Annotated in this window: 19 protein-coding genes, 1 tRNA gene and 1 other RNA gene; 11 read left to right on the plus strand and 10 right to left on the minus strand. The window is 70.0% G+C overall.

From position 1 onward, the window contains the following. Window positions 1-43: 43 nt before the first annotated feature. Together OV090_RS18210 and OV090_RS18215 are read right to left on the minus strand one after the other, a co-directional pair. The gene (locus OV090_RS18210) at window positions 44-856 is read right to left on the minus strand and encodes a C4-type zinc ribbon domain-containing protein (protein ID WP_267704996.1); all 813 of its coding nucleotides are present in this window, start codon (window positions 854-856) and stop codon (window positions 44-46) included. Between the two features lie 15 nt (window positions 857-871). Next, a tRNA-Ile gene (locus OV090_RS18215) sits at window positions 872-945 on the minus strand. Between the two features lie 167 nt (window positions 946-1,112). Here OV090_RS18215 and OV090_RS18220 point away from each other — a divergent pair. Both OV090_RS18220 and OV090_RS18225 read left to right on the plus strand, forming a co-directional pair. Continuing rightward, window positions 1,113-2,585, plus strand: a complete 1,473-nt coding sequence (locus OV090_RS18220) for an oligosaccharide flippase family protein (RefSeq protein ID WP_267704998.1) — start codon at window positions 1,113-1,115, stop codon at window positions 2,583-2,585. 3 nt (window positions 2,586-2,588) lie between these two features. After that, window positions 2,589-3,692 carry a glycosyltransferase gene (locus tag OV090_RS18225; protein WP_267705000.1) on the plus strand — a complete coding sequence of 368 codons (1,104 nt, stop codon included), beginning with the start codon at window positions 2,589-2,591 and terminating at the stop codon, window positions 3,690-3,692. 285 nt (window positions 3,693-3,977) lie between these two features. Here the strand turns inward: OV090_RS18225 and rnpB are convergent. From rnpB to OV090_RS18245, 4 genes are all read right to left on the minus strand, one after another. Continuing rightward, window positions 3,978-4,356: RNase P RNA component class A (gene rnpB, locus OV090_RS18230), an RNA gene on the minus strand. An 85-nt stretch (window positions 4,357-4,441) separates the two neighbouring features. Continuing rightward, complete coding sequence (locus tag OV090_RS18235) at window positions 4,442-5,260, minus strand: protein phosphatase 2C domain-containing protein (protein WP_096328098.1); 819 nt, start codon at window positions 5,258-5,260, stop codon at window positions 4,442-4,444. A gap of 202 nt (window positions 5,261-5,462) precedes the next feature. After that, on the minus strand, window positions 5,463-7,013 hold the full coding sequence (locus OV090_RS18240; protein WP_267705001.1) for a SpoVR family protein: 1,551 nt from the start codon (window positions 7,011-7,013) through the stop codon (window positions 5,463-5,465). 2 nt (window positions 7,014-7,015) lie between these two features. Further along, on the minus strand, window positions 7,016-8,128 hold the full coding sequence (locus tag OV090_RS18245; protein WP_267705002.1) for a DUF444 family protein: 1,113 nt from the start codon (window positions 8,126-8,128) through the stop codon (window positions 7,016-7,018). 167 nt (window positions 8,129-8,295) lie between these two features. Here OV090_RS18245 and OV090_RS18250 point away from each other — a divergent pair, with 167 nt between their 5' ends. Then, window positions 8,296-10,347, plus strand: coding sequence for a serine protein kinase (locus tag OV090_RS18250; RefSeq protein ID WP_267705003.1), 2,052 nt, complete (start codon window positions 8,296-8,298; stop codon window positions 10,345-10,347). A gap of 72 nt (window positions 10,348-10,419) precedes the next feature. Here OV090_RS18250 and OV090_RS18255 read toward each other — a convergent pair whose 3' ends face one another. From OV090_RS18255 to OV090_RS18270, 4 genes are all read right to left on the minus strand, one after another. Next, window positions 10,420-12,261, minus strand: coding sequence for an ATP-binding protein (locus tag OV090_RS18255; protein ID WP_267705004.1), 1,842 nt, complete (start codon window positions 12,259-12,261; stop codon window positions 10,420-10,422). Window positions 12,262-12,443: 182 nt separating this feature from the next. Continuing rightward, on the minus strand, window positions 12,444-13,082 hold the full coding sequence (locus OV090_RS18260) for a hypothetical protein (protein ID WP_267705005.1): 639 nt from the start codon (window positions 13,080-13,082) through the stop codon (window positions 12,444-12,446). Between the two features lie 39 nt (window positions 13,083-13,121). Continuing rightward, the gene (gene xth / locus OV090_RS18265; RefSeq protein ID WP_267705006.1) at window positions 13,122-13,907 is read right to left on the minus strand and encodes an exodeoxyribonuclease III; all 786 of its coding nucleotides are present in this window, start codon (window positions 13,905-13,907) and stop codon (window positions 13,122-13,124) included. Between the two features lie 10 nt (window positions 13,908-13,917). After that, window positions 13,918-15,261: an amino acid permease gene (locus OV090_RS18270; RefSeq protein WP_267705007.1), complete on the minus strand. Its 1,344-nt coding sequence runs from the start codon at window positions 15,259-15,261 to the stop codon at window positions 13,918-13,920. 145 nt (window positions 15,262-15,406) lie between these two features. On the opposite strand from OV090_RS18270, the gene bamD reads away from it, so the two are divergent. The 8 genes from bamD to OV090_RS18310 all read left to right on the plus strand — a co-directional run bounded on the left by bamD (window position 15,407) and on the right by OV090_RS18310 (window position 23,439). After that, entirely contained in the window at window positions 15,407-16,336 is a 930-nt protein-coding gene (gene bamD, locus OV090_RS18275) for an outer membrane protein assembly factor BamD (RefSeq protein WP_267705008.1), read from the plus strand. Next, complete coding sequence (locus OV090_RS18280; protein ID WP_267705010.1) at window positions 16,333-17,562, plus strand: tRNA pseudouridine(13) synthase TruD; 1,230 nt, start codon at window positions 16,333-16,335, stop codon at window positions 17,560-17,562. Before bamD ends, OV090_RS18280 begins: the two co-directional genes overlap by 4 nt. A 74-nt stretch (window positions 17,563-17,636) precedes the next feature. Continuing rightward, window positions 17,637-18,290, plus strand: coding sequence for a MotA/TolQ/ExbB proton channel family protein (locus OV090_RS18285; protein ID WP_267705012.1), 654 nt, complete (start codon window positions 17,637-17,639; stop codon window positions 18,288-18,290). Window positions 18,291-18,320: 30 nt separating this feature from the next. Further along, window positions 18,321-18,761: a biopolymer transporter ExbD gene (locus OV090_RS18290; RefSeq protein ID WP_267705014.1), complete on the plus strand. Its 441-nt coding sequence runs from the start codon at window positions 18,321-18,323 to the stop codon at window positions 18,759-18,761. 12 nt (window positions 18,762-18,773) lie between these two features. After that, the gene (locus OV090_RS18295) at window positions 18,774-19,571 is read left to right on the plus strand and encodes an energy transducer TonB (protein ID WP_267705016.1); all 798 of its coding nucleotides are present in this window, start codon (window positions 18,774-18,776) and stop codon (window positions 19,569-19,571) included. Between the two features lie 2 nt (window positions 19,572-19,573). Further along, window positions 19,574-19,915: a hypothetical protein gene (locus tag OV090_RS18300; RefSeq protein WP_267705018.1), complete on the plus strand. Its 342-nt coding sequence runs from the start codon at window positions 19,574-19,576 to the stop codon at window positions 19,913-19,915. Between the two features lie 74 nt (window positions 19,916-19,989). Beyond that, on the plus strand, window positions 19,990-21,198 hold the full coding sequence (locus OV090_RS18305; RefSeq protein ID WP_267705021.1) for a hypothetical protein: 1,209 nt from the start codon (window positions 19,990-19,992) through the stop codon (window positions 21,196-21,198). A gap of 327 nt (window positions 21,199-21,525) precedes the next feature. Next, window positions 21,526-23,439 carry a TolC family protein gene (locus tag OV090_RS18310; RefSeq protein WP_267705023.1) on the plus strand — a complete coding sequence of 638 codons (1,914 nt, stop codon included), beginning with the start codon at window positions 21,526-21,528 and terminating at the stop codon, window positions 23,437-23,439. Window positions 23,440-23,532 lie beyond the last annotated feature (93 nt).

The raw sequence follows: 23,532 nt of genomic DNA on the forward strand, positions 1-23,532 counted from the left end.
ACGCGCCCGTCTGTCTCTTCGGACAGACGAGCGCGGCTCGCGTTCAGAACTCGCGCACGCCGGGGATGACGTCCTCGGCGGGCTTCGGCTTGCTGTTGTCGTCGTCCTTCTTCGACTCGAAGGTGTTGTGGTCTTCGGGGAAGTGGCCCGACCAGTAGAGCAGGCGGCCGCAGGACTCGCAGGCGGGGATCTCCCGGCCCTTGAGCAGCCGGGTGTACATGATGTGCGGGATGACCATCTTGCAGGCGGTGCAGCGCTCGCGGTGGGCGGCGACGAACGCCACGCCGCCGAGCCGCTTGCGGATCCGCTCGTAGGACGCGAGCGTCTCGCGGTCGATGTCCTTGACCAGGCGGGCGCGGACCTTCTTGGCCTTGTCGATCGACTCGTTCAGGCGGCCCTGCTCCTCGCCGAGCTTGGCCTTCTCGGCCTCTGCGGTCTGGCGCAACGCCTGCAGCGCCGTGTCCATCTTGGCGATCTGCGCCTCGGTCTTGTTGACCGCCTCCTGCAGCTTGCCGATCTCGCCCGTCCGGGTCTGGACCATGCGACGGGTGGTCTCGAGCTCGCGCTGCTGCGCGTTGAGCTCGCGGGCGGTCTTGATCGCGCCCAGCTTGGCCTTGCTGCTGCGGATCTGGTCCTCCTCGTCGTGGAGCTGCATCTCCTGCCGCTGCTGGAACGACCGCGTGTCGTCGAGCTTGTTGCGCTCGGCCGAGAGCATCTGCTCGAGCTTGTGCAGGTCGGTGTCGAGGGTGGTGATCCGGCTGGGGATCTCCCTCAAGCGCCGCTCCATCAGGGTGAGGCGACGGTCCTGTCGCTGGAGCGTACGAAGGGCGGGGATTTGCGGGTGGATATCTGTCATGGGGACGCCTGTGGGTGGGCCCACCTGGGCTTGAACCAGGGACCAACCGGTTATGAGCCGGCCGCTCTGACCGACTGAGCTATGGGCCCGTGCGACGCTGGGGGATCGTCATGTCCAGAGTAGGTAACGGAGGGCGGGGACGTCAAACTCGGCGGCGTCGCGCAAACGCCGCAGGCGCGCCTTCCGCTGCCTGCGACGACGGCCTCGGGGGCCCGCGCTGGGGCTACTCGGTGCATCGTGCTAGTGTGCGCGACCCGTGGCCACAGACGCCAGCGAACTCAGCAAGGGCGGCCTTTCTCTCGGCTTTGCCAAGCTCTTCTTTTTGCTCGCCGGCTACGCCGTCTCGATCGCCCTCACCCGCCTCGTGCCTCCAGGCACGTTCGGTGATTACACGGTCGTAAGCCAGATCATCGCCATTCCCAACATGGTGCTGATCCAGACGCTGCTGTTCGCGGTCAGTCGTCCGATGTCGGCCGAGTACGACGCCGGCCTGCCGTCCTACGACGACCTGCGTCGGCGCGGCTTCCGCCTCGCCGGCCTGCTCGGCGGCCTCGTCGCCGTGGTCTTCATCCTCGGCGCCGACCCGCTAGCGACCTACGCGCTCAAGGATCCGTCGCTGGCCGGCGCGCTGCGGGTGGTCGGCATCATCCCGCTGATCTACGCCGCCTACGCGGTCAACGTCGGCACGCTCAACGCCGTCCGCAAGTTCCAGTTCCAGGCCGGCCTCGACATCTTCATGGCGATGACGAAGACGACGCTGATCATCGGCGCCGCGGCCATGGGCTTCGGGCTGGCCGAGATCCTCGGCGGCTTCACCTTCGCGTCGCTGATGGCGCTCGGCCTGTCGATCCTGTTCGTCAGCCGTTGTCGGCCGCGCACCGCCGGGAGCGGCAACGGCCCGTTGCCGGCGATGGCCGAGTTCACCGGCCTCTTGTTGGTGTTCACCGCCGGCGTCAACCTGCTGCAGGCGCTCGACCTGGTGCTGCTCAAGCAGTTCGCCGCCTCGCAGGCGCAAAAGGACGCTGTCGGCTTCTACTCGAGCGCCAACCTGGTCGCGCGCGTGCCCTACAGCATGATGAACGCGGTCAGCCTGGTGATGTTCCCGCTCATCGCTACGATGCACGCGCAGAGCGACCGCTCGCAGGTCCAGCGCTACGTCACGGCGACGGCCAAGGTCAGCGTGTTCCTGCTGTGCTTCATGAGCAGCGTCGGCGCCGGCGCGGCGGCGGAGGTCCAGCGGCTGCTGTTCCCGGCCGCTTACGGCGAGGCCGCCGGCGAGCTGCGGCTCCTGGTGTGGGGCATGTCGGGCTACTCGCTCACCGTCACCGCGGCGTGGATCTTCAACAGCACCCGCCGCTCGCAGCTGGCGCTGCTGCTGATCGCGGTGCCGCTGGTGGTCGTCGGCGCGGCCGGCTTCGTGCTGGTCCCGCAGAGCTTCACCTCCGGCGCGGCCACGGCGGTGGCGATCGGCGGGGCCGCCGGCGCGGTCGCCAGCCTGATCGCGCTGGCCCGCAGCCTCGGCGCCGCCCTGTCGCCGGTCTACCTGCTCAAGCTGCTGGCCGCGGTCGCCCTGGTCGAGGCCGCCTCGCGCGCGTTCGCCCCGACCAGCAAGCTCCTCATCATCGTCAAGCTGGCGCTGCTCGCCGCGGTCTTCCTCGGCACCGCCGCAGTCACTCGCGCCGTCACGCCGGCCGAGCTCCGCGAGCTCCGCAAGAAGCGTGCTCCTTAGGACATGTCCCAAAGACCCTGGCTCATCATCTCCAAGCCGCTGCGGCCGCCGTTCCGCGACGGCAGCACCGTGCTGCTGCGCGACCTGGTGCAGCACATGCCGGAGAGCCGGTCCCTGGCCTACCTCGGCGACCCGGCGGCGCCGCTGCGGCCCGCCGGCGACCGGGTGATCGGCGCGCCGCCGGCCGGCTACGCGCCGACGATGACCGACAAGCTGCGGGCGCTGGCCGCCATGCTGCGCCACCCTGGCATGCCGGTCCACCTGTCCTTCACGCCAGGCAAGGCCACGGCCACGGTCGTGTCGCTGCTGCGCCGGCTGCAGCCGCGGCGACTGTTCGTGCAGAGCTTGATGTCGTCGCACGGGGCCGAGGCCTGGACCCCCCTGCTGCGCCCGCTCGACGCGGTGGTCGCCCTGTCCCACGGGACAGCCCGGCGCCTGCGCGACGCCGGCGTGCCCGAGAGCAAGATCGCCACCATCCGTCCGGCGGTCGCGGCCACCGCCGCCGATCACCCGAGCGAGGTCGCCGGGCGCAAGCGCCTCCTGTACGCCGGCGACCTGGACGGGGAGATCGCCGCCCGCCTGGTCGCGCTCGCCCGCGCCACCGCCCCGAGCGGGTGGTCGCTGACGATCGCCTGCCGGCCCAAGGCCGAGGGCGACGCCGAGGCGCGCGCCGGTCTGCAGCGAGATCTCGCCGGCGACCTCGCCTCCGGCCGGGTCGAGCTGCTGGCCGAGGTCGCCGACATGGACGCGCTGTACCGCCGCAGCGCGCTGCAACTGTTCGCCGCCACGCACACGCGCAAGAAGGTCGACCTGCCGCTGGCGCTGCTCGAGGGCCTGGCGCGCGGGGTCCCGGCCGCGATCGTCGACGTCTCGCCGGCCGCCGAGCTGCTGCACGTCGGCCACGACGCCGGTCTGCGCGCCGGTCTGGCCGCCCCCGCCGAGCCCGACGCGTTCGCCCGCGCGATCGCCGAGGTCGTGCACGGCGACACCGTCGCCTCCTGGTCCGAACACGCGGCCGCCCTGGCCGCCCGCGAGTTCTCGCTGACTCAGATGGCCGGCCGCTACGACGCGCTCTACAGCGACCTCGAGAGCAAGCGCCGGAAGTGACCCGTCCGCAAGGGCAGGTGCATTCGTACCTGTCGGGAGGGCCAGTCACATGTCTCTCGGGACATCCGGTCTCAGCTCTTCCGCCGCCGCCCGGTAGCGGCGCAGGTGCTCGAGCGCCGGCGCGAGCAAGGCCCACCGGGCCGCCCCGCGCTTCGACCGCGAAGTGACCCGGACGCGTCGAGCCGGCTGACGAACTGCAACTTCGGACAGGTCCTTCGGACCATGCCCGGGCGGACATGTCCCTGCGAACATGTCCTTTCCATCCAAAAAAAGCGGGAGGAGGAGCGGACGAGCGGGGTCGTAAGCCGGGTTTTGTCCCTGGGTTCGTCGCCTCCCCCAGGTGGCGGTCATTCTTCTACGCGGCACTACCCGGGACGGGACGGGCAGCCCCTGGTGACTTCCTTGCGGAGAGCCACCGTGTCCCTGTTTGGCCTTGCTCCGGGTGGGGTTTACCGTGCGGTCCCTGTCGCCAGGTCCCCGGTGCGCTCTTACCGCACCTTTTCACCCTTACCCGCGCGGACGCGGGCGGTCTGATTCTCTGTGGCACTTTCCTTCGGGTCGCCCCGACTGGCCTGCGCCAGCACCCTGCCCTGCGGAGCCCGGACTTTCCTCGAGTGCTCTCGCCCGTGAGGGCTACTCACCCGCGAACGCCTTGTCCCCCTCGGCCGCTCCTTCTCCCGCGGGCGGTGTAGCACGCGGGCGACCTGCGGCCAAGCGCCGGGCCGAGCGGGGGCGCGGCGCGGCCCGCGTCAGGGCAGCGACGGCAGCGTATCGGTCGCCGTCTTGCTGAGCTGACGGACCGCGTGACGCTCGTCGTGGTCGTTGCAGGCGAGCACCACCACCACTGTGATGTTGTCGTCGCCGCCGCGCTCGAGCGCCAGCTCGGTACAGACCTGCGGCAGCTCCGAGTACAGGTTGTCGCGGGCCAGCGCCGCCAGCTCGTCGAGCGACACGTAGTTGGCGAAGCCGTCCGAACACAGCAGGTACACGTCGCCGAGGTTGACGTTGACCGGCACGATGTCGGCCTCGACCAGCCGCTCGAACCCGACCGAGCGGGTGATGATGTGCTTGAGGTCGGACTCCTGCGCCTCTTCCTCGGTGATGAGGCCGGCGAGCACCTGCTCGTTGAGCCAGGAGTGGTCGGTGGTCAGCTGACAGGCCATCGCCGAGCGCAGCAGGTACGCGCGGCTGTCCCCGACGTGGACCACGTAGCCGCGGTCGCCGTGGAACAGGATCCCCGTCAGCGTGGTTCCCATCCCGTGCAGCGAGCGGTCCTGCTGGGCTTGATCGTAGATCCGCGCGCTCGCCTCGCTCGCCGAGGCTTGCAAGATCTCCGCGATCGCCTCCGACCACGCCTGTTGCGGCATGCCATGCAAGCGCGCCATCCCGCGGCGCACGACCTTGTTCACGACGTCGGCGCACATGGCACTGGCATGGGCTCCGCCGGCGTGGCCACCCATGCCGTCGGCGACGAGGTACAGCCCGAGCGAGCTGTCGACGAGGAAGCTGTCCTCGTTCGCCATGCGGACGCGGCCGACGTCGGTGGATGCCCACGCGATCAAGCGCACAACCTGGACGATACCACGTGCGGCTGCGAATCGAGACCCATCTCGCGCGGCCTTCGTGCGGGCGAGACGGGCCGCCGGTGCAGACACAGGGGCGCTGCGAGCGCGTGAGTAAACCGACGGCTCCGGGCCGCGTCGGCGGGCGGCGCGGCGGCGGAGCCGGTCTTTGAGGCCAGGTGGGTCTGTGGGCGCCTGGGCGCCCGAATCACACGCGGAAGGCCGCCGGCTCGTCGGACATGGAGATCTCCGCGCCGTCGAAGCGGATCCGCTTGGGCTTGTCGTCGAGGACCGTGAGGATGGAGACCGGGCGCCGCCAGATCCGCTCGACGTTGCGGAGGGTGTCGCGGGCGTAATCCATCTTCAGGTCGACGCCCTCGTGGCGGTGGCCGAGCAGCAGCTCGCTGCGGTTGAGGTAGTTGGCGTCGACGACGTAGATGAACGGCTGGCCGAAGTTCGACAGCTGCTGGAGGATCTGCTGCTTGATCTTGCTGAACTCGCGGCCTTCGATCTCGAGCCGACCGGTGCGGCGGTTCTCCTTGTAGGTGAAGAATTTCTGCTCGCGGCAGAAGTCTTCGGTGAAGAACTCGTCGAGGAAGGTGACGTCGTTGTGCATGCGTCGGACCTCGTAGAGCTTCTGGCGCCCGAGGCCGAGCTTCTTGTCCCACGCCGCGCGCTGCGACAGCGAGGTGCACTCGTCGTACTCCTTGCCGAAGCGGCCGGTGTTCCAGCGGTCTTCGATGTGGCGGTAGAGCTCGACGCCGAGCTTGTACGGGTTCAGCTGGCCGGGGCCCATCGCGGTCACGCCGCTGGCGGCGTCGGCGTAGTCGATGAGCTCGTCGTCGCGCAGCGCCCGGGTCGTCATGATGCGCGAGTGCCAGTACGTGGCCCAGCCCTCGTTCATGATCTTCGTCTGCATCTGCGGCAGGAAGTAGTAGGCCTCCTCGCGGATGATGCCGAGCACGTCGGCCTCCCACGCCTCGAGCGGCGCGTACTGCATGAGGAAGCCGAGCACGTCGCGCTCGGGGTGGGGCGGGTTCTTGCGCTTCTGGGCCTCGTCGGCCTGCTTCTTCTTGGCCTTCTGCGCGGCCAGCAGCTCGGGCGGGTTGATGTAGCCCTCGAGGTAGCTGCGGGTGTTGTGGAGGCGGCCGGGCTCGGGGCCGTTCGCCTCGCCGGTGGCCGCGGCTTCGGGGGCGGCGGGCTCGGCGGCGCGGCGGCTCTCCTTGCGGCGGAACGGCAGCCACGGGTCGATGAGGTTGTCGACGGACAGGCAGGTGTCGACGAAGGTCTCGACGTTGGACACGCCCTGGCGGTCCATGTAGCGGCGCACGCGGGAGGCGTTGTTGGCCATCCCGTCGATCATGCGGCGGTCGGTGTGCGAGAAGAAGTAGTTGTTCTTGAAGAAGTCGCAGTGGCCGTAGACGTGGGCCATCACCAGCTTCTGGTCGACGAACGAGTTGCCCTCGAGCAGGTACGCGTAGCAGGGGTTGGTGTTGATCACGAGCTCGTAGATCTTCGAGAGCCCGTACGTGTGGCTCTTGAGCATGTGGTCGTACTCCATGCCGAAGCGCCAGTGGGGGTAACGGACCGGGAAGCCGCCGTACGCCGCGATCTCGCACATGTGGCGGTAGTCGATGGTCTCGAACACGACCGGGAAGGTGTCGAGGCCGAACTCGTCGGCGTACGACTTGATCTCCTCTTGCAGGTCGCGGAGCGCGGGCGGCAGCTGGCTGGAGGGGCTGTAGAGCGACTTCGACACGGCTAGCGGCCCCCCTTCAGGAATTCGCGGATCGAGTCCATGATGTCGTCCTTGCTCTTGATCTCGCTGGTGACGAGGGCGATGTTCTTGGCGAACGCGGACCGGAGGTCCTTGATGAACTGGCCCGAGCCGTAGGGCGACTCGACCTGGCCGTAGCCGAACTGGTTGCACTTCGGCAGCAGCTGGTGCTTGACCAGCTGGATGCACGTCGCGGTGTCGTCGACCGACCAGTTGTCGCCGTCGCTGAAGTGGAACGCGTAGATGTTCCACTGCTCGGGGCTGAACTCGGCGTCGATGAGCTCCGCACACAGCTTGTAGGCCGAGCTGATCATCGTCCCGCCCGACTCGCGGGTGCGGAAGAAGACGTCGCGCTCGACCACCCGCGCCGTCGCGTCGTGGATGATGTAGCGCGACTCGAGGCCCTTGTACTGGCTGCGCAGCCACGTATCGATCCAGAACGACTCGATGCGGACGATCTCCTTCTGCTCGTCGCCCATCGAGCCGGACACGTCCATCATGTAGATGATCACCGCGTTGGTCTGCGGGCGCGGGTCGGTGCGCCACGAGCGGTAGCGGCGGTCCTCGCGGATGGGCACGATCACCGGGCGCGCCGGGTCGTACGAGCCCATCGCCACCTGGCGGCGGAGCGCGCGCTTGTAGGTCGCCTTGAAGTTGCGCAGGCTCTCGGGGCCGGTGTTGCGCAGGCCGACGTAGCGGTCCTTGCGGGTCTCGAGCGAGTGCGTCCCCTTCGGCTGGATGTTCGGCAGACCGAGCTCTTCCCCCATGATTTGAGCGAGCTCTTCGAGGGTGACCTCCACCTCGAGCGCCTTGCCACCCTCCTGCTCGCCGGCCTTGCCCGCGCCGCCCTGGCCGTCCTTGCCGCTGCCGCCGACCGGGTCGCCGGGCTCGCCGTCGCCCTGGCCGACGCCCTGGCCGCTGTTGTCGCCGTGGACGAACCGCGGGATGTTGATCTGCGGCATCGGGATGGCCACCGTGCCCTGCCCCTTGGGGGCGACCATGTCGCCGCGCGAGATGTATTTGCGCAAGTTCTGCCGAATTTTGCCGCGAATGATCTCTCGGAAGCGGCTGTGGTCCTGCTCGATGCGCGAAATCATGGATAATCAGAGTATGCGAGGTGCGCGGCAGATGCGAGGCGGATGCAAGGGCACGCGCGCCCGGCGGCGCTAATGCGAGTTTCTCCGCGGTGCGCGCCGGCGTGCCTGCGGGCGCGTCGCTTCCGCGGTGGCCGCTTCCGCGACCCTCGTGTACCATGACAGGTACGATGTCATCCGTCTCGCTCGTCGACCGCGTCGCCGCCCTTCAGGACCAAAAGCGCTACGAAGACCTGCACTGGAGCGGCACGTTCGAGGAGTACCTCGACCTCGTGCGGCGCAACCCCCGGGTCGCGCGGACGGCCTACGAGCGCCTGTACGACATGGTGCTGTCGCACGGCACCGAGGAGTACGTCGACAGCAAGAAGAAGATCACGCGCTACCGGTTCTTCCAGGACGAGGTCCACGAGGGACGCGACGCGATCTTCGGCCTCGACATCCCGCTGATGCGGCTCGTCAGCGTGCTCAAGGCCGCGGCGCTGCGCTACGGGACCGAGCGGCGCATCATCCTTCTTCACGGCCCGGTCGGCTCGTCGAAGAGCACGATCGCGCGCCTCTTGAAGAAAGGCATCGAGGAGTACAGCCGCTCGCCCGAGGGCGCGCTCTACACCTACGAGTGGACGCTGCCCGAGGGGCTGCGCTACCTGACGGCCGGTCAGGAGAGCTTCTCGTCGCCGATGAACGAGGAGCCGCTGAAGCTGATCCCGTCCGACGTCCGCGAGCAGGCGATCACCTCGCTGGGCCTCGAGCGCGACGGCTTCCGCCCGTACATCCGCGGCAACCTCAACCCCGCGTGCCGCTTCATCTTCCGCGAGCTGATGCTGCACTACAAGGGCGACTGGTCGAAGGTCGTGCGCCACGTGCGGGTCAAGCGGCTGCTGCTGTCCGAGGAGGACCGCATCGGCATCGGCACCTTCCAGCCGAAGGACGAGAAGAACCAGGACTCGACCGAGCTGACCGGCGACATCAACTACCGCCGGATCGCCGAGTACGGCAGCGACACCGACCCGCGCGCCTTCAACTTCGACGGCGAGTTCAACGTCGCCAACCGCGGCGTGATCGAGTTCGTCGAGATCCTCAAACTCGACGTCGCCTTCCTCTACGACCTGCTCGGCGCCACGCAGGAGCAGAAGATCAAGCCGAAGAAGTTCGCGCAGACGGACATCGACGAGGTCATCATCGGCCACACCAACGAGGCCGAGTACAACCGCCTGCTCGAGAACAAGTTCATGGAGGCGCTGCGCGACCGTACGGTGAAGATCGACGTCCCGTACATCACGAAGCTCAGCGAAGAGATCAAGATCTACGCCAAGGACTACAACCCGAAGAAGGTCCGCGGCCGCTTCATCGCCCCGCACACGCTCGAGATGGCGGCGATGTGGGCCATCCTCACCCGCCTCGAGGACCCGAAGAAGCACCAGCTGTCGCTGCTGCAGAAGCTCAAGCTGTTCGACGGCAAGACCCTGCCCGGGTTCACCCAGGACTCGGTCAAGGAGCTGCGCAAGGAGGCCATCCGCGAGGGCATGGAGGGCATCTCGCCGCGCTACATCCAGGACAAGATCGCCAACTGCCTGGTGTCCGAGCGCGGGCAGATGAGCATCAACCCGTTCATGGTCCTCAACGAGCTCGAGGGCGGCCTGCGCAGCCACAGCCTCATCAACAACGACGACCAGCGCAAGCGCTACACCGAGCTGCTCGCGGTCGTCAAACAGGAGTACGAGGACATCGTCAAGAACGAGGTCCAGCGGGCCATCAGCGCCGACGCCGACGCCATCGCGCGCCTTTGCGGCAACTACATCGACAACGTCAAGGCGTACACCCAGCGCGAGAAGGTCAAGAACCCGTACACCGGCCAGGACGAGGAGCCCGACGAGCGGCTGATGCGGTCGATCGAGACCAAGATCGACATCCCCGAGTCGCGCAAGGACGACTTCCGCCGCGAGATCATGAACTACATCGGCGCGCTCGCCATCGAGGGCAAGCAGTTCGACTACCGCACCAACGAGCGGCTCTACAAGGCGCTCGAGCTCAAGCTGTTCGAGGACCAGAAGGACAGCATCAAGCTCACCAGCCTGGTCTCCCAGGTGGTCGACCGCGAGGCCCAGGAGAAGATCGACGTGGTCAAGCAGCGGCTCATCCGCAACTACGGCTACGACGAGATCAGCGCGTCCGACGTGCTCACCTACGTCGCCTCGATCTTCGCCCGCGGCGAGATGAAGTAAACCGGCGACGCCCGTCGCCGACGCGCAGCGGGGGCCCAGGTGCCCCCGCTTCGACGTCGTGGACCCGGCCAGCTACGCCGTCGCCGGCGCGAGCGGCAGGTCGACGCGGAAGGTCGTGCCGACGCCCGGCTCGGACTCGAGGGTGATCGAGCCGTGGTGGGCCTGGACGATCTCGCGGGCGATGTAGAGGCCGAGCCCGAGCCCGCTGAAGGAGCCGACGCGGTGGGCCCGCTCGAACGGCTGGAACAACTTGGCGCGGGCCTCGGGGGCGATGCCGATGCCGTGGTCCTCGACCTCGATGCGGGCGGTGTCCGGCCGCGGCAGGGTCAGCCGCAGCGTGACCGGGTGATCGGCGCCGTACTTGAAGGCGTTGCTGACCAGGTTGTCGAGGACCTGCTCGATGCGCCGCCGATCCCACGCGGCCACCACCGGCGCCTCGCCGCGCTGCGGCAGCTCGAGGTGCAGCCGCGTGCGCGCGCGGGCGTCGTGCTCGCACAGCTGCGAGCAGAAGGTCGTGAGCAGCTCGACGACGTCGGCGTCCTGCGGCTCGAGGAACAGCTTCTTGTGCGACAGCCGGGTGGCGTCGAGCATGTCGCCGACCAGCGAGTCGATCTTGCGCGCCTGGCGGATGATGAGCTGCAGCGCGGCGACCAGCGGCTCCTTGATCGAGGGGTCGGGCGGCGCGGGCAGCCGGCGCAGCAGCGACTCGGCGCGCAGCAGGATCGAGGTGATCGGGGTGCGGAGCTCGTGGCTGGCGACCGACAGGAACTCGTCGCGCACGGCGATCGCGTCGCGCAGGACCTGCTCGGCCTGCTTGCGCGCGGAGATGTCGACGAGGGTGCCGGACATGCGCACGGCCTCGCCGCCGTAGTCGCAGAACACGCCGCCCTGCGAGAACAGCCAGCGGTCGGGGAAGTCGGGGTCGCGCAGGCGGAAGTCGGAGCGGAAGGTGGTGCGGGTGGCGATCGCGGCCTGCAGCGCCTGGCCGACGCGGTCGCGGTCCTCCGGGTGCAGCAGCTTGATGAAGTCGTGGACGTCGTGCGGCTGATACTCGGGCGACATGCCGAGCAGGGTCTTGGTCGTGTCGGACCAGATGACCTGGCCGGTGCGCGTGTCCCAGTCCCAGATCCCCGTCTCCGCTGCGCGCATCACCTCGTTCACGGAGGTGTACTCGCGCAGGCGCGTGCTGAGGTCGACGACGTAGCCGATGAACTGGTTGAGCTGCGGCCGGACCAGCGCGTAGCCGATCAGCACCGGCACGCGGCTGCCGTCCTTGCGCACGTAGTCCTTCTCGTAGGGCCGGCACCGGCCGGTGCGCAGCGCCTCCTCGATGCCCTGGTGGTCGCGCATCAGGTGCTCGGGCGTGGTGCAGCGGTCCCAGCGGAAGGTGCCCTGCTCGAGCTCGTCGCGGGTGTAGCCGAGGATCCGCAAGTACTCGTCGGTGGCCTCGACCAGCTCGCCGTGCATGTCGCTGACGAAGATGCCGACCAGTTGGGCGAGGCCGCCGGCCTTGGCGGCCTCGTAGACCGCGGTCTCGCGCAGGTTCTCGACCACGCACACGGCCCCGAGCAAGCTGCCGTCGGCCGCGAGCACCGGCCTCGCGCTCTCGCGTACGCGGAGCTGCCGCCCGTCGCGCCAGCTGAGCGCGTAGCTGTAGGGCGAGGTCCGCGCCTGCGTCCGCAGCGCGACCGCCACCGCCGAGTCCTCGCGCCGCAGCGGCGCTCCCGACAGGGTGGCGAGCTCGTCCGCGGGGCAGTACGGCGGCGAGGCGGCGGAAGGCAGGCGTAGCAGCGCCGCGGCGTCGGCGTTGTACGCGACGACCCGACCGTGCAGGTCGCAGACATAAGTCGCGTGCGGCAGCGCCTCCAGCAGGTCGCGCGCCCCGAGCATCTCCAGTGCGTCGGTCCCAGTCATTGGAAGCGCAACGACTAGAGTACCGCGGAGGGCCGCAGCGTGGCTGTCCCGACCACGCCGACCGCAGCCGGCCCAGCGGGCGGCCCGGCCGAGCTCGCGGCGAACGCACGCATACGCGCGACCGGCCCCGCGGCCGGCCTCATCGGCAAGGCCCCGACGCAGCCGTCCTCATCGCGTCGGCTTCACTGCCAGCAGGCGGCCACGCCGGGAGACATCACCTTCACGTAGGCGCGGTCGGTGACGTCGAGGTAGTCGAGAAGCACCTCGAAGCGGCCGCACTGCAGCTCGACCCACGCCGGCTCCGGGTCGCCGGCCGCGACGCAGCCCCACTTCTCCAGTTGCGCGCGCCAGCCGGCCACCAGCGCGACCCCGGCGGCCTCGTCGGCCGCGGCGACGCTGACCTCCGCGGCGGCCACGGTGCCGGAGATCGGCTTCGGCTCGATGATCGTGTTCGGCCGCGGCGCCTCGCCCTCCGTCGCCGTCTGCAGCAAGATCACCGTCGGCGGCAGCTCCTGCAGCGGGAACTGGCAGCCCCACTTGGTGTAGCCGGGCTTGGTGGAGGAGCACCACATGATCTCCTCCGGCTCGGCGCAGCCGATCGCCAGGTCGCGAGCCGGTCGCGACAGCGCGCAGATCGCCGCCAGTGGCTCTTGGGACATGTCCTTGCCGCACACCGGCAGCGCCGCCGGGTCGACGTCCGGCGGCGGCGGTTCGGGCGGCGAGGCCGGCGACGGCGCAGCGACCGCGGGCTGTGGGCTGCGCTCGCAACCTGTCCCGAGAGACAGCATCAAGACCAGCGACACGACGCGGCCGGGCGACACGCGCACGAGTTCACCGCGCGGCGCGGCGGCCGTCAAGCGTCACGGCCCGCCGAAGGTCGCGATCACCGGGATGTGGTCGGACGGCGCGTCCCAGCCGCGCGGGGTCTTGTCGTGGACCACCGACTCGCAGCGGGCGTACAGCGGGGCGCTGGCGTAGACGTGGTCGATGCGCATGCCGCGGTTGCGGTCGAAGTCGCCGCGGCGGTAGTCCCACCAGGTGTACTGGCCGGGCCGGTCGTCGTGCTTGCGGAAGCAGTCCTGCAGGCCGAACGCCAGCAGCTCGCGCAGGGCCGCGTGCTCCTGCGGCGAGAAGTGGGTGCAGCCCTCGAGCGCGCGCGGGTCGACGACGTCGCGCTCGTCGGGGGCGATGTTGAAGTCGCCGCACAGGATGACCGGCGTGTCCGGCGAGTAGTGCTGGGCGAGCTCGGCCTTGAGGCGGGCCAGCCAGGCGAGCTTGTAGGTGAAGGCCTCGGTGCCGAGCGCGGTGCCGTTGGGGACGTAGAGGTTGTAGAGGCGGAGGCCGTCGATCTCGGTGTTCAAGATCCGGCAGTGCGAGTCGGCGTCGCCGCCGCGGAAGCCGGTGACGACCTCGGTCGGCTTGACCTTCGACAGCGTGGCCACGCCGGCGTAGCCCTTGGCCCCGTGGATGTGCACGGTGTAGCCGAGCTCCGCGAACGGCACGCGCGGGAACACCTTGTCCTCGCACTTGGTCTCCTGCAGGCAGGCGACGTCGGGGCTCTTCTCGGCGAGGAAGCTGAGCACGTCGTCGAGGCGCGCGCGGATCCCGTTGACGTTCCACGTCAGCAGCGTGAAGGGCCGGTTCATGGCGCGAACCTTAGCGCAGCCGCGGCGCGACGACGAGGGCGTGCAGCAGCAGCGCCAGCGCGAACCACCCCGCCGCCATGAGCACCGAGAGGTCGCCCTTGGCACCCAGCGCGCCCAGCACGAACACGCTCGAGCCGATGTAGACGAGCGGCGCCCACGGGTAGAAGCCGAGGCGGTACGGCCTCGGATGCTCTGGATCCTTGCGCCGCAGGACGATCACGCAGGCGACCGCGAGCGAGCCCGAGATCAGCATCGCCGCGGCCGCGTAGTCCATCAGCTGCTCGAAGCGGTGGCTGAGGATCAGCGCGATCGCCAGCGCCGCCTGCAGCCACAGCGCGACCACCGGGGTGCCGAAGCGCTCCGACAGCCGCCCGGCCGCGGGGATGCAGTGGCCCTGCTCGGCCATGGCGTAGGCGATCCGCGAGCCGGCCATGACCGTGCCGTTGATCGAGCCGAGCATGGCCAGCAAGATCATCAGAGTCACGACGATCACGCCGGCGTGGCCGAACAGCGCGCCCGCGGCCGCGGTGCCGGCCTCGCCGACGCCGGCCAGCTTGTCGATGTCGAACACCGAGAGATAGCCGGCGCACAGCACGAAGTAGAGGATCGCGACCATGAGGGTCCCGCCGACCACCGCCCGCGGCAGGTTGCGCCCGGGGTCCGCGATCTCCCCGCCGATGTAGATCGCCGCGTTCCACCCGGAATAAGCGAAGTAGATCGACAGGTATGCCTGGGCGACGGCGAACCCCGACGGTCCGGGGTCCAGCCCGACCCGCAGGGCCTCGCGCGAGACCTCGACCGTGCCGATGTCGCCGACCACGAACAGACTCACCGCCAGCAGCACCGCCAGCGGCACCACCGTCAGCACCAGCTGCACGCGCCCGGAGAGCACGATGCCGACGTGATTGAGCCCCGTGAGCGCGACCACCAGCGCGATCGCCCAGAACGTCGGGCCCTCGACCGTCAAAAGGCCGAGGTCGATCGGCGCGGCGAAGCTCGGCCCGAGCAGCACCGGCAGCTGAAACGCGGCTGTCCCGACGGCCATGGTCGCGAGCGAGCCGGGGAAGGTCGCCAGCAGCTGCAGCCAACCTGTAGCGAAGGCGATGCCCGGCCCGTAAGCCGCGCGCAGGTAGGGATACTCGCCGCCGGCCCGCGGCATCATGGCCCCGAGCTCCGCCACGCACAGCGCCCCGCACAGCGCGGCCAGGCCGCCAGCGACCCACAGCAGCAGGAACCACAACGGGCTCTGCACGTGCGTGGCGACCACCGGCGGGGCGATGAAGATGCCGATGCCGAGCATCGAGCCCGCGACCAGCGCTTGCGCCGCCCAGCGGCCGAGGTGTCGCGTCTCCATCCGGGGCAGCCTAACCGATGATCGGAGTCCGGGCGGCCGGACGCAAGAAACCGGAGTCGCCGCGCGAGCCGCCCGCAGATAACCGGCGCGCGAGGAACTTTGGCCTTTGACAGCGGGCCGGGCCGCGGCTAGCTTCGCGGCCGGCATGCGGCGGCTGTGCAGCGCGGCGCTGGCGGTGGGGCTCAGCCTTGCAGCCTGCAAGACGGGTCCCAACCTCAGCACGGACTACGGCCAGACCGCGCGCGAGAACTACGAGCTGGCGATCGGTGAGTTCACCGACAAGGACTACGAAGAGGCGATCCAGTACGCCGACTTCGTGCGGATCCGGTTCCCGTTCAGCCGCTACGCCGTCGAGGCCGAGCTGCTGATCGCCCGCGCCGAGTTCGCCCAGGGCAACTACACGACCTCGCAGGACCAGTTCAAGCAGTTCTACAAGCTGCACCCGACGCACAAGCACGTGCTGAACGGCTGGTGCGCGTACATGGCGGCGGTCTCGGCCTACATGAACGCGCCCGAGGGCTTCTTCCTGATGCCCCCGCACTACCAGCGCGACCAGGACCAGCTGCAGGACGCCCTGGTCGAGCTGGCCTACTTCTTCGACCACTACCCGAGCAGCCCGATGCACCCGCTGGCGATCAAGCTGCAGGACGAGGTCCGCCGCCGCCTGCTCGAGCACGAGCTCTACGTCGCCAAGTTCTACCTCGACCGCGACCGCCCCGAGGCCGCGATCGGCCGGCTCGAGACGGCCCACAAGTCGTACTCGGGCATCGGCCTCGACGCCGAGGTGCTGTTCCTGCTGGCGCTGACGTACCTGAAGATGGACGAGATCGAGCTGTCGCGGACGACCTTCGCCGAGCTGCAGGCGCAGCACCCGAAGCACCACCACGGCCGCCAGGCTCGCCTCTACCTCAAGTACATCCAGGAAACCTACGGCCCGGCCGACGCCAGCCGCAAGCGCCCCGACCGCAGCCCGCCGCGCCCGGTCGCCCCGCCGCGCCCCAAGCAGGTCGACGACACGGAGGCCAAGGGCGGCAAGCCGAAGGCCGCCCTCGAGGGCCGCACGGGTTCGCTGTGAGCCGCGACCGCCAGGACGACGAGGCACCTGTCCCCGCGGACAGCCCCGAGGCGGCTGTCTCCGAGGACAGCCCACCTGTCTCCGAGGACAGCCCCTCGGCGACGGAGGACACACCTGACCGAACGGACAGGCGCCACGGCGCCGCGGACGCCCGGGCGCGCCGCGGCCTGTCGGCCGCCGACCTCGAGCGCCTGCGCGAGCCCCCGCTGCAGACCGCCGACCTGCCTGGCGTCGGCGGCGCCATCCGCAGCCGTCCGGAGGACTTTCGCGTCCGCGAGGTCCCGGCCTACGACCCCGACGGCCGACCGAACGCCCACGTCCTGCTGGTGCTGACGAAGCGCGGCGTCGGCAGCGAGGACGCGGTCGCCGAGGTCGCGCGCCAGCTCGCCATCCCGCGCGCCGAGGTCGGGCTCGCCGGCCTCAAGGACAAGGACGCGGTCACCGAGCAGTGGATCTCGCTGCCCGCCGCCGCGGCCGCGCGCCTCGGGCAATTTGTCCATTCGGACATATCCCTCGGGACAGCTCACCCCCACGGCAACAAGCTGCGCCGCGGCCACCTGCGCGGCAATCGCTTCACGATCGTCGTGCGCGACCTGGTCGTGGCGGTCGACGAGTCGCTGGCCCGCTGCCGCGCCAAGGTCGAGCGCCTGCGCGCGCTCGGCGGGCTCGACAATCTTTACGGCGAACAGCGGTTCGGCAGTGACAATTTGACGCGAGGCCTCGCCGCTCTGGCGCGCGCGCGCCGGCGCGGCCGGGCCGACTTCCTGCTCAGCGCCGGGCAGTCGGCGCTGTTCAACCTCTACCTGCTCGAGCGCCGCGCCCGCGGCCTCATGCGCGAGGTGCTGCTCGGCGACATCCTGAAGAAGACGGCCACGGGCGGCCTCTTCGAGTGCACCGACCCGGTCACCGACAAGGCCCGGCTCGATGCCGGAGAACTCGGCATCACCGGGCCGATGTTCGGCAGCAAGATGCGGGCGCCGGGTCCGGACACCCCCTCGGGGGCGCTGGAAGCGGAGATCCTGGCGCGCGCGGAGATCGACCTCGCGACCCTGCAAGGCTTAGGTCACACCCTCGAGGGGACGCGGCGGCCGCTGCAGATCGCGCCGCTCGCGGTCGACATGGAAGCCGTGCACGACGACTTCGGCCCCGGGGTCTCCCTCAGCTTCGAGCTGCCCTCCGGGAGCTACGCGACGGCCCTCCTGCGCGAGCTTCAGCGCCCTGCCTGAGCAGCCGTGCGCCCGCGTCGCCGGCGAACACTGGCCGTTTCGCGCCGGCTGGGCTACGGTTCGCGGGCCCACCAATGAAGCTCTCGGAAAAATTCCTCGAGCTCTCGGCGGTCGGCTCGGAGTGGATCCTCTGGATCCTCGTCGGGCTCTCCGTCGTGAGCGTGGCCGTGATGATCGAGCGCCTGATCTTCTACTCGGGCGTCCAGGGGCGCGACGCGGCGCTGGTCCGGGCGCTGCACGCCGCGCTGGCCGACCGCGACATCGCCAAGGCTCAGGAGATCCTGCGCGGCGCCACCAGCCCCGGGGCGCGGATCGCCGCGCAGATGCTGGAGACCAGCCAGCGCGGCGCGAGCTCGATGGCCGCGATCATGGCCGCGCTGCGCCCCGGTGAGAAGCTCCGGCTCGAGCGCAACCTCAACTTCCTCGGCACCGTCGGCTCGAACTCGCCGTTCATCGGCCTCCTCGGCACGGTGCTCGGCATCATCGAGACCTTCCGCGCCATCGAGCGCTCGGGCGTCATGGGCAGCGCCGAGTACTCGAACGCGGTCATGGCCGGCATCTACGAGGCGCTGGTCGCCACCGCCGTCGGCCTCATCGTCGCCATCCCGGCCGTCATCGCCTTCAACTTCTTCCAGCGCCGCGTCAAGGCGCTGCTCGGCGAGGCCGACGCGCTCACCAACATGGTGCTGTCGCTGTCGAGCTCGGGCAACCAGGACGCCGCGCACTGAGCCGCCGGCCTGCGCAAGGGGATCGACGCCGTGGCCGCCGACACCAATCAGGACGACGAAGAGGGCATCAACAGCATCAACGTCACCCCGCTGGTCGACGTCATGCTCGTGCTGCTGATCATCTTCATGGTCACGACCACGAAGATCCAGGAGTCCGAGGCGCTGGCGATCGACAAGCCCGACGCGCAGACCGGCCAGAAGCTCGAGCCCAAGCAGCACCACATCCTGCTGACCTGCGCGAAGGACGGCAAGCTCGAGGTCGACCACAAGCCGGTCGACGGCGACGCCGCGATCAAGGAAGCGATCACGCGCAAGCTCGCAGAGGGCCGTGACCTCCAGGGCGTCATCCAGTGCGACGAGGAGGCCCAGGTCAAGTCGATGATCCACCTCGTCGACCTGCTGCGGGACGCCGGCGTCAAGAAGTACGCGATCGCCACGGAGAAGCCCAAGGCCACCCCTGCGCCGAGCTGAGCGAGATCTGCGATGCGCCTCGGCGGCAGCTTTCTCTCTCGATCCGGCACCGGGGCGTTCGGCTCGCTCGGGCTCCACGCGGTGCTCGCAGTGCTGCTGTCGTACCTGTCGGTCGAGCCGCCGAAGCCCGAGGAGCCGCAGATCGACCTCGTGGAGTTCGAGATCCCCGAACCGGAGCCCGAGCCCGAACCGGAGCCCGAGCCCGAACCGGAGCCCGAGAAGCCGCAGGAGACCCCGCCCGAGCCGCAGCCGGTGCCGGAGGTCCGCAAGAACGAGCCCCCGCCCAAGCCGCGGCCCAAGGCCAAGGCCGAGACGCCGCAGGCCGAGCCCGACGAGGCCCCGCCGCCGCTGCGCATGGACGCCAGTCAGACCACCTCCTCCGGCAACAGCGGGGTGAAGATCGGCGTCGGCACCCCCGGCGGCACGCCCGGCGGCACCGGCAGCCCCGAATCGAAGGGCAAGGGCGGCAGCCCCAAGGGCACGCCCGGCGGCACCGGCGACGGCGGCCCCACCTGGGAGCCGCGCGGCGAGCTCTACATCCGCGAGCTCCCGGCCGTCGTCAACGTGCCCCAAGAGCAATGTCCTGCGGTACAGGAGCTCGGCATCGAGGGCGTCGTCATCCTCACCGTGCAGGTCCGCCGCGACGGCACCGTCAAGGACGTGAAGATCGCCAAGGACATCGGCCACGGCTGCGGCAAGATCGCCGCCAAGGCCCTGCGCAAGGCCAAGTTCCGGCCCGCCATCGCCACCAACGGCCAGCCCGCCGACTTCGAACTGCGCTACGAGTACGAGTTCCAGCTCGGCGACTGACGATGCTCGCCGGCGTCCTGCTGTCGCTCGTGCTGTTGCTCTTCGCCTGCGCCGCGAAGCTCCCGTCCGGGATCAGCCAGCTGCCGGTGACCATCTCCGTGCCGCAGGTGACCTGCCCCGCGGTGACGGACGGAGCGGTCCACGGCACCGTCGTCCTGTCCGTGCAGGTCGGCCTCGGCGGCCGGGTCGAGTTGGTCCACATCGATCACGACATCGGCGGCGGCTGCGGAGAGATCGCCGCGGCCGCCCTGCGCGAGGGCGCGTTCCTCCCCGCAATCGCCACCGACGGCCGCCCCGTCGCCCACACGATCCGCTACGAGTACGAGTTCGTCGGCGTGCAGTGAGGCTCGGCGGCCCCGGGCGCGTGCGGGCGCGCGTTTGCCCCCCGCCGCCGATCGAGGCTATCGTCCGGGCCGCCGTGCCGCGCGCGCTCCGTCCTCACGACCCCGGTCCGTCCGCTTCGGCCCGCCGCGCGTCGCTCGCCTGCTCTCTGTCTCTCGGGACATGTCTCTTCGGACTGGCCTGCGCCCCCGACCTGCCCGTGAGCCAGCGGATCGCCGACGCGCGGATCCTCGCCCTGCGCAGCGACGTCATCGTCCCCCTGTTCCCGGGCGACGAGCCGGCCGACGCCGGCGCTCGCTGCGAGGCCCTGCCGTTCGAGACGGTGCGCGTCACCCCGTTCATGGTCGAGCCGACCGGCGTCCTCGACATCGCCGGCCCCGACTTCGACCCGATCTGGATCGCCTGCGGCCTCGGCCCGGGCCAGGGCCTGTTCGCCTGCCTGCGCGCCGCTGTCCCGCTCGAGCTGGACGAGCTCGAGGAGTGCCCGGTCCCGAGCTTCACCGACATCGACCCGAGCGCCATGGGGCTGCCGGAGTATCCGAGCCCGTGTCGCCTGCCCGACGACGGCAGCGACGACGGCCGCCTCGACTTCGTCGCCCCGTTCGCCGCCAACCTGCTGCTCGGCGGCGACATCGAGCTGACGATGATCAGCCAGGGTCCCGGCTCGCCGAGCACCCGCGACTGCGCCGAGGCCATGCTGAGCAAGGCCTCCGACCTGCCGAACGACTGCATCTACGCCGTCACGCGCGTCTCGGTCGGGCCGATCGAGAAGCTGCTGTCGTTCGCCGGCATGTTCGGCTTCGACCTGCCGCCGGAGCTCGGCGAGGTACCTGACCCCGAGGACATCCCGGACGGCGACCGCAACCCGCGGATCTCCAGCTTCCGCGTCACGGTCCTCGACCCCGAGGCTGACGAGGCGCTCGAGCTCGGCGAGCTGCCGCGCGGCGCCGTGGTCAAGGTCAAGCGCGGCCAGACCCTCGAGATCGACACCGAGACCCCGGCCCACGACCTCCAGACCTACCCCGTGCCGATCAACAACGGCATCGGCGGCACGGGCAACGAGCTCCAGACCGAGCGCATCGACGGCTCGTGGTACCGCACCTGGGGCCGCCTGCTGTCCGGCGGCAGCGACGACCGCGAGGCCTTCAATCAATGGACCATGCGCAAGGGCGAGCAGGACGCGGACGAGCTCCCGCCCGACGGCCGCGCCACCCTGTTCTATGTCCTCAGGGACAGCCGTCTCGGCGTCGACTGGTGGTGGCTCGAGGTCGAGGTCGAGCCCTGATTCTGTCCGCGAAGACAGGTACCGGCGGGTTCCACCGAGGTCGGCTCCGGGGTCGGGGTGAGCCCGCCTCGCGGCCCCGCAAAGAGCGCCGTCCGGGCCTGTGCCGCCGCGATCGACGGGTTTTCGGCCGGACCTGGCTCACGTGGTCGGGCCGACCCCCGGTCAGCCCCGATAGTTTCAGCCTGTAAGGCAGCCCCGAGCCCCGCCCCGCCGGTGCGTCCCTGCCCGGCCGGGCACCACCGGCTGCGCCGGCTCCCGGCCTGGCCGCACACCCGGGAGGTGCCGCTTGACCCCGCCGGCCCCCGGCGTTAGTAGCCCTCTGGATCCGTGCTGGGCCTCACCGTAACCCTGCTCGCCGCCCTGCTCGCCGCCCCCGCGCCGGGCACCCTCGACCCGACGACCGGCATGCCGGTCGACGTGCAGCAGCGGGCCAATCCGCCGCCGGTGGAGGCCCGTCCAGCGCCGGGCGTCAACTTCGGCCAGTCGCCCACCAGCGTCACGCCGCCGGCGACGCGTCCTCCGAGCCCCTCCGATCCCACCGCGCCGCGTACCCCGCTGATGCGACCGCGGCCCGATGCTGCCCCTTCGGCCACGTCCCCCGGGACAGGTCCTTCGGACCAGCTCGCCCCGAGCGCCCCGGCCCCTGATCCCGCCACCCTCTACCCGCTGTCGTTCGCGGCCGAGGAGCTGTCGCTCAGCGACGTGTTGAAGAGCGCGCTCGACGGCAACATCGACCTGCGCAACAGCGCGATCGACATCGCCATCACCGAGAAGCAGATCACCGCGGCGCTCGGCGCCTACGACGTGTTCTTCCTCGCCGGCGTGACCGCCAGCAAGGCCGTCACCCCGCAGCGTGGTTCGCAGCTGACCTTCAACGTCGGCCAGCAGCAGTTGTCCGGCAACTTCGGCTTCGAGCGCAAGCTCGAGTCGGGCGGTACGATCAACTTCACCGTCACGACCACGCGCAGCTCGACGCTGCAGCCGCTCAACATCCAGAACGCGGCGGCCGGCGTCCGCTCGCTGAACGCGTATTTCGTCTCGCCGAGCCTGACGCTGACGCACCCGCTCTTGCGCAACGCCGGCGTGCGGGTCAACCGGGCCGACATCGACCGGGCCCGGATCGCGCGCACGCAGATGGAAGCCAACCAGCTGCAGATGGCGCAGACGGCGATCCACGACATCATCCTCGCCTACTGGGACGTCCTGTTCGCCTCGCGCGACCTCGAGAACAAGCGCCGCAGCGCCGCCACCACGTCCGAGCAGCACCGCCGGGTCAAGGCCGAGGTCGCGGCCGGCCGCAAGTCGCAGCTCGACCTCGACACCATCTACCAGTCGCTCGTCGCGCGCGAGAACGAGGTCGTGCTGGCCGAGAACACCCTGCTCGACCGCAGCCTGACGCTGCGACAGTTCATGGGCCAGGACTTCTCGAACCGCAAGGTCCTCGGCGTGCTGCCGCAGACCGACCCGCAGGCGCTCGCGCCGCGGGAGATCGATCTCGAGGCCGAGATCAAGAAGGCGTTCCAGGCCAACCCGCAGCTGCGCTCGCTCGAGATCGGCATCGCCAGCCGCCGCGTCGACGAGCTCGTGGCGGCCAACGCCCGCCTGCCGATCCTCGACTTCCGGTTCCAGTTCGCCCCGCAGGGCCGCAGCATCGACCAGATCGCGGTCAACGACACCGGCATCCCGGCCAAGCGCGCCTCGTGGCCGGAGGCGTTCCAGAACTTCTTCACCGCGACCGACGTCGCCAAGGTGAACTTCAACACCGGCCCGTTCGCCGACTTCAACATCAGCGGCTCGCTCAACTTCAACTTCGACATCCAGGGCCGCACGCCGAAGGCCAACCACGAGCGCGTGATCCTCGAGATCCGCAAGGCCGAGTACAACCTGCAGAAGTCGCAGCAGCAGATCTCGATCGCCGTCATCCGCTCGGCCAACGCCATGCGCACCGCCAGCGCGCGCCTCACGATCACGAGCGAGGCAGTGCGCCTGGCCGAGTCGAACCTGCGCGCCGAGGAGGCCCGCTTCCGCGTCGGCCGCTCGACCAGCTACGACGTGCTGTTCCGCCAGGACGAGCTCGCGCTGGCCCAGTTCAACGCGCTCTCGGCCCAGATCGACTTCCTCCGCGCGACCGTCGAGCTGCAGACCCTCACCGGCCAGCTGCTCCCGTCCTACGGCCTCGAGCTGAGCGGCGCCGCCGGAGCGCGCCAGTCGTCGAGCCCCACCGGCGGCAAGTACCGCTGACGCAGGCCGCCGCGACGCGGCACCGCCTCGTGCCGGATGGCTGCCGCGATGCCACGCCCGACGTCGAGCATCACCCGCCGCAAGTACCGCTGA

Source organism: Nannocystis sp. RBIL2 (assembly GCF_026626745.1).
Lineage (GTDB): Bacteria > Myxococcota_A > Polyangia > Nannocystales > Nannocystaceae > Nannocystis.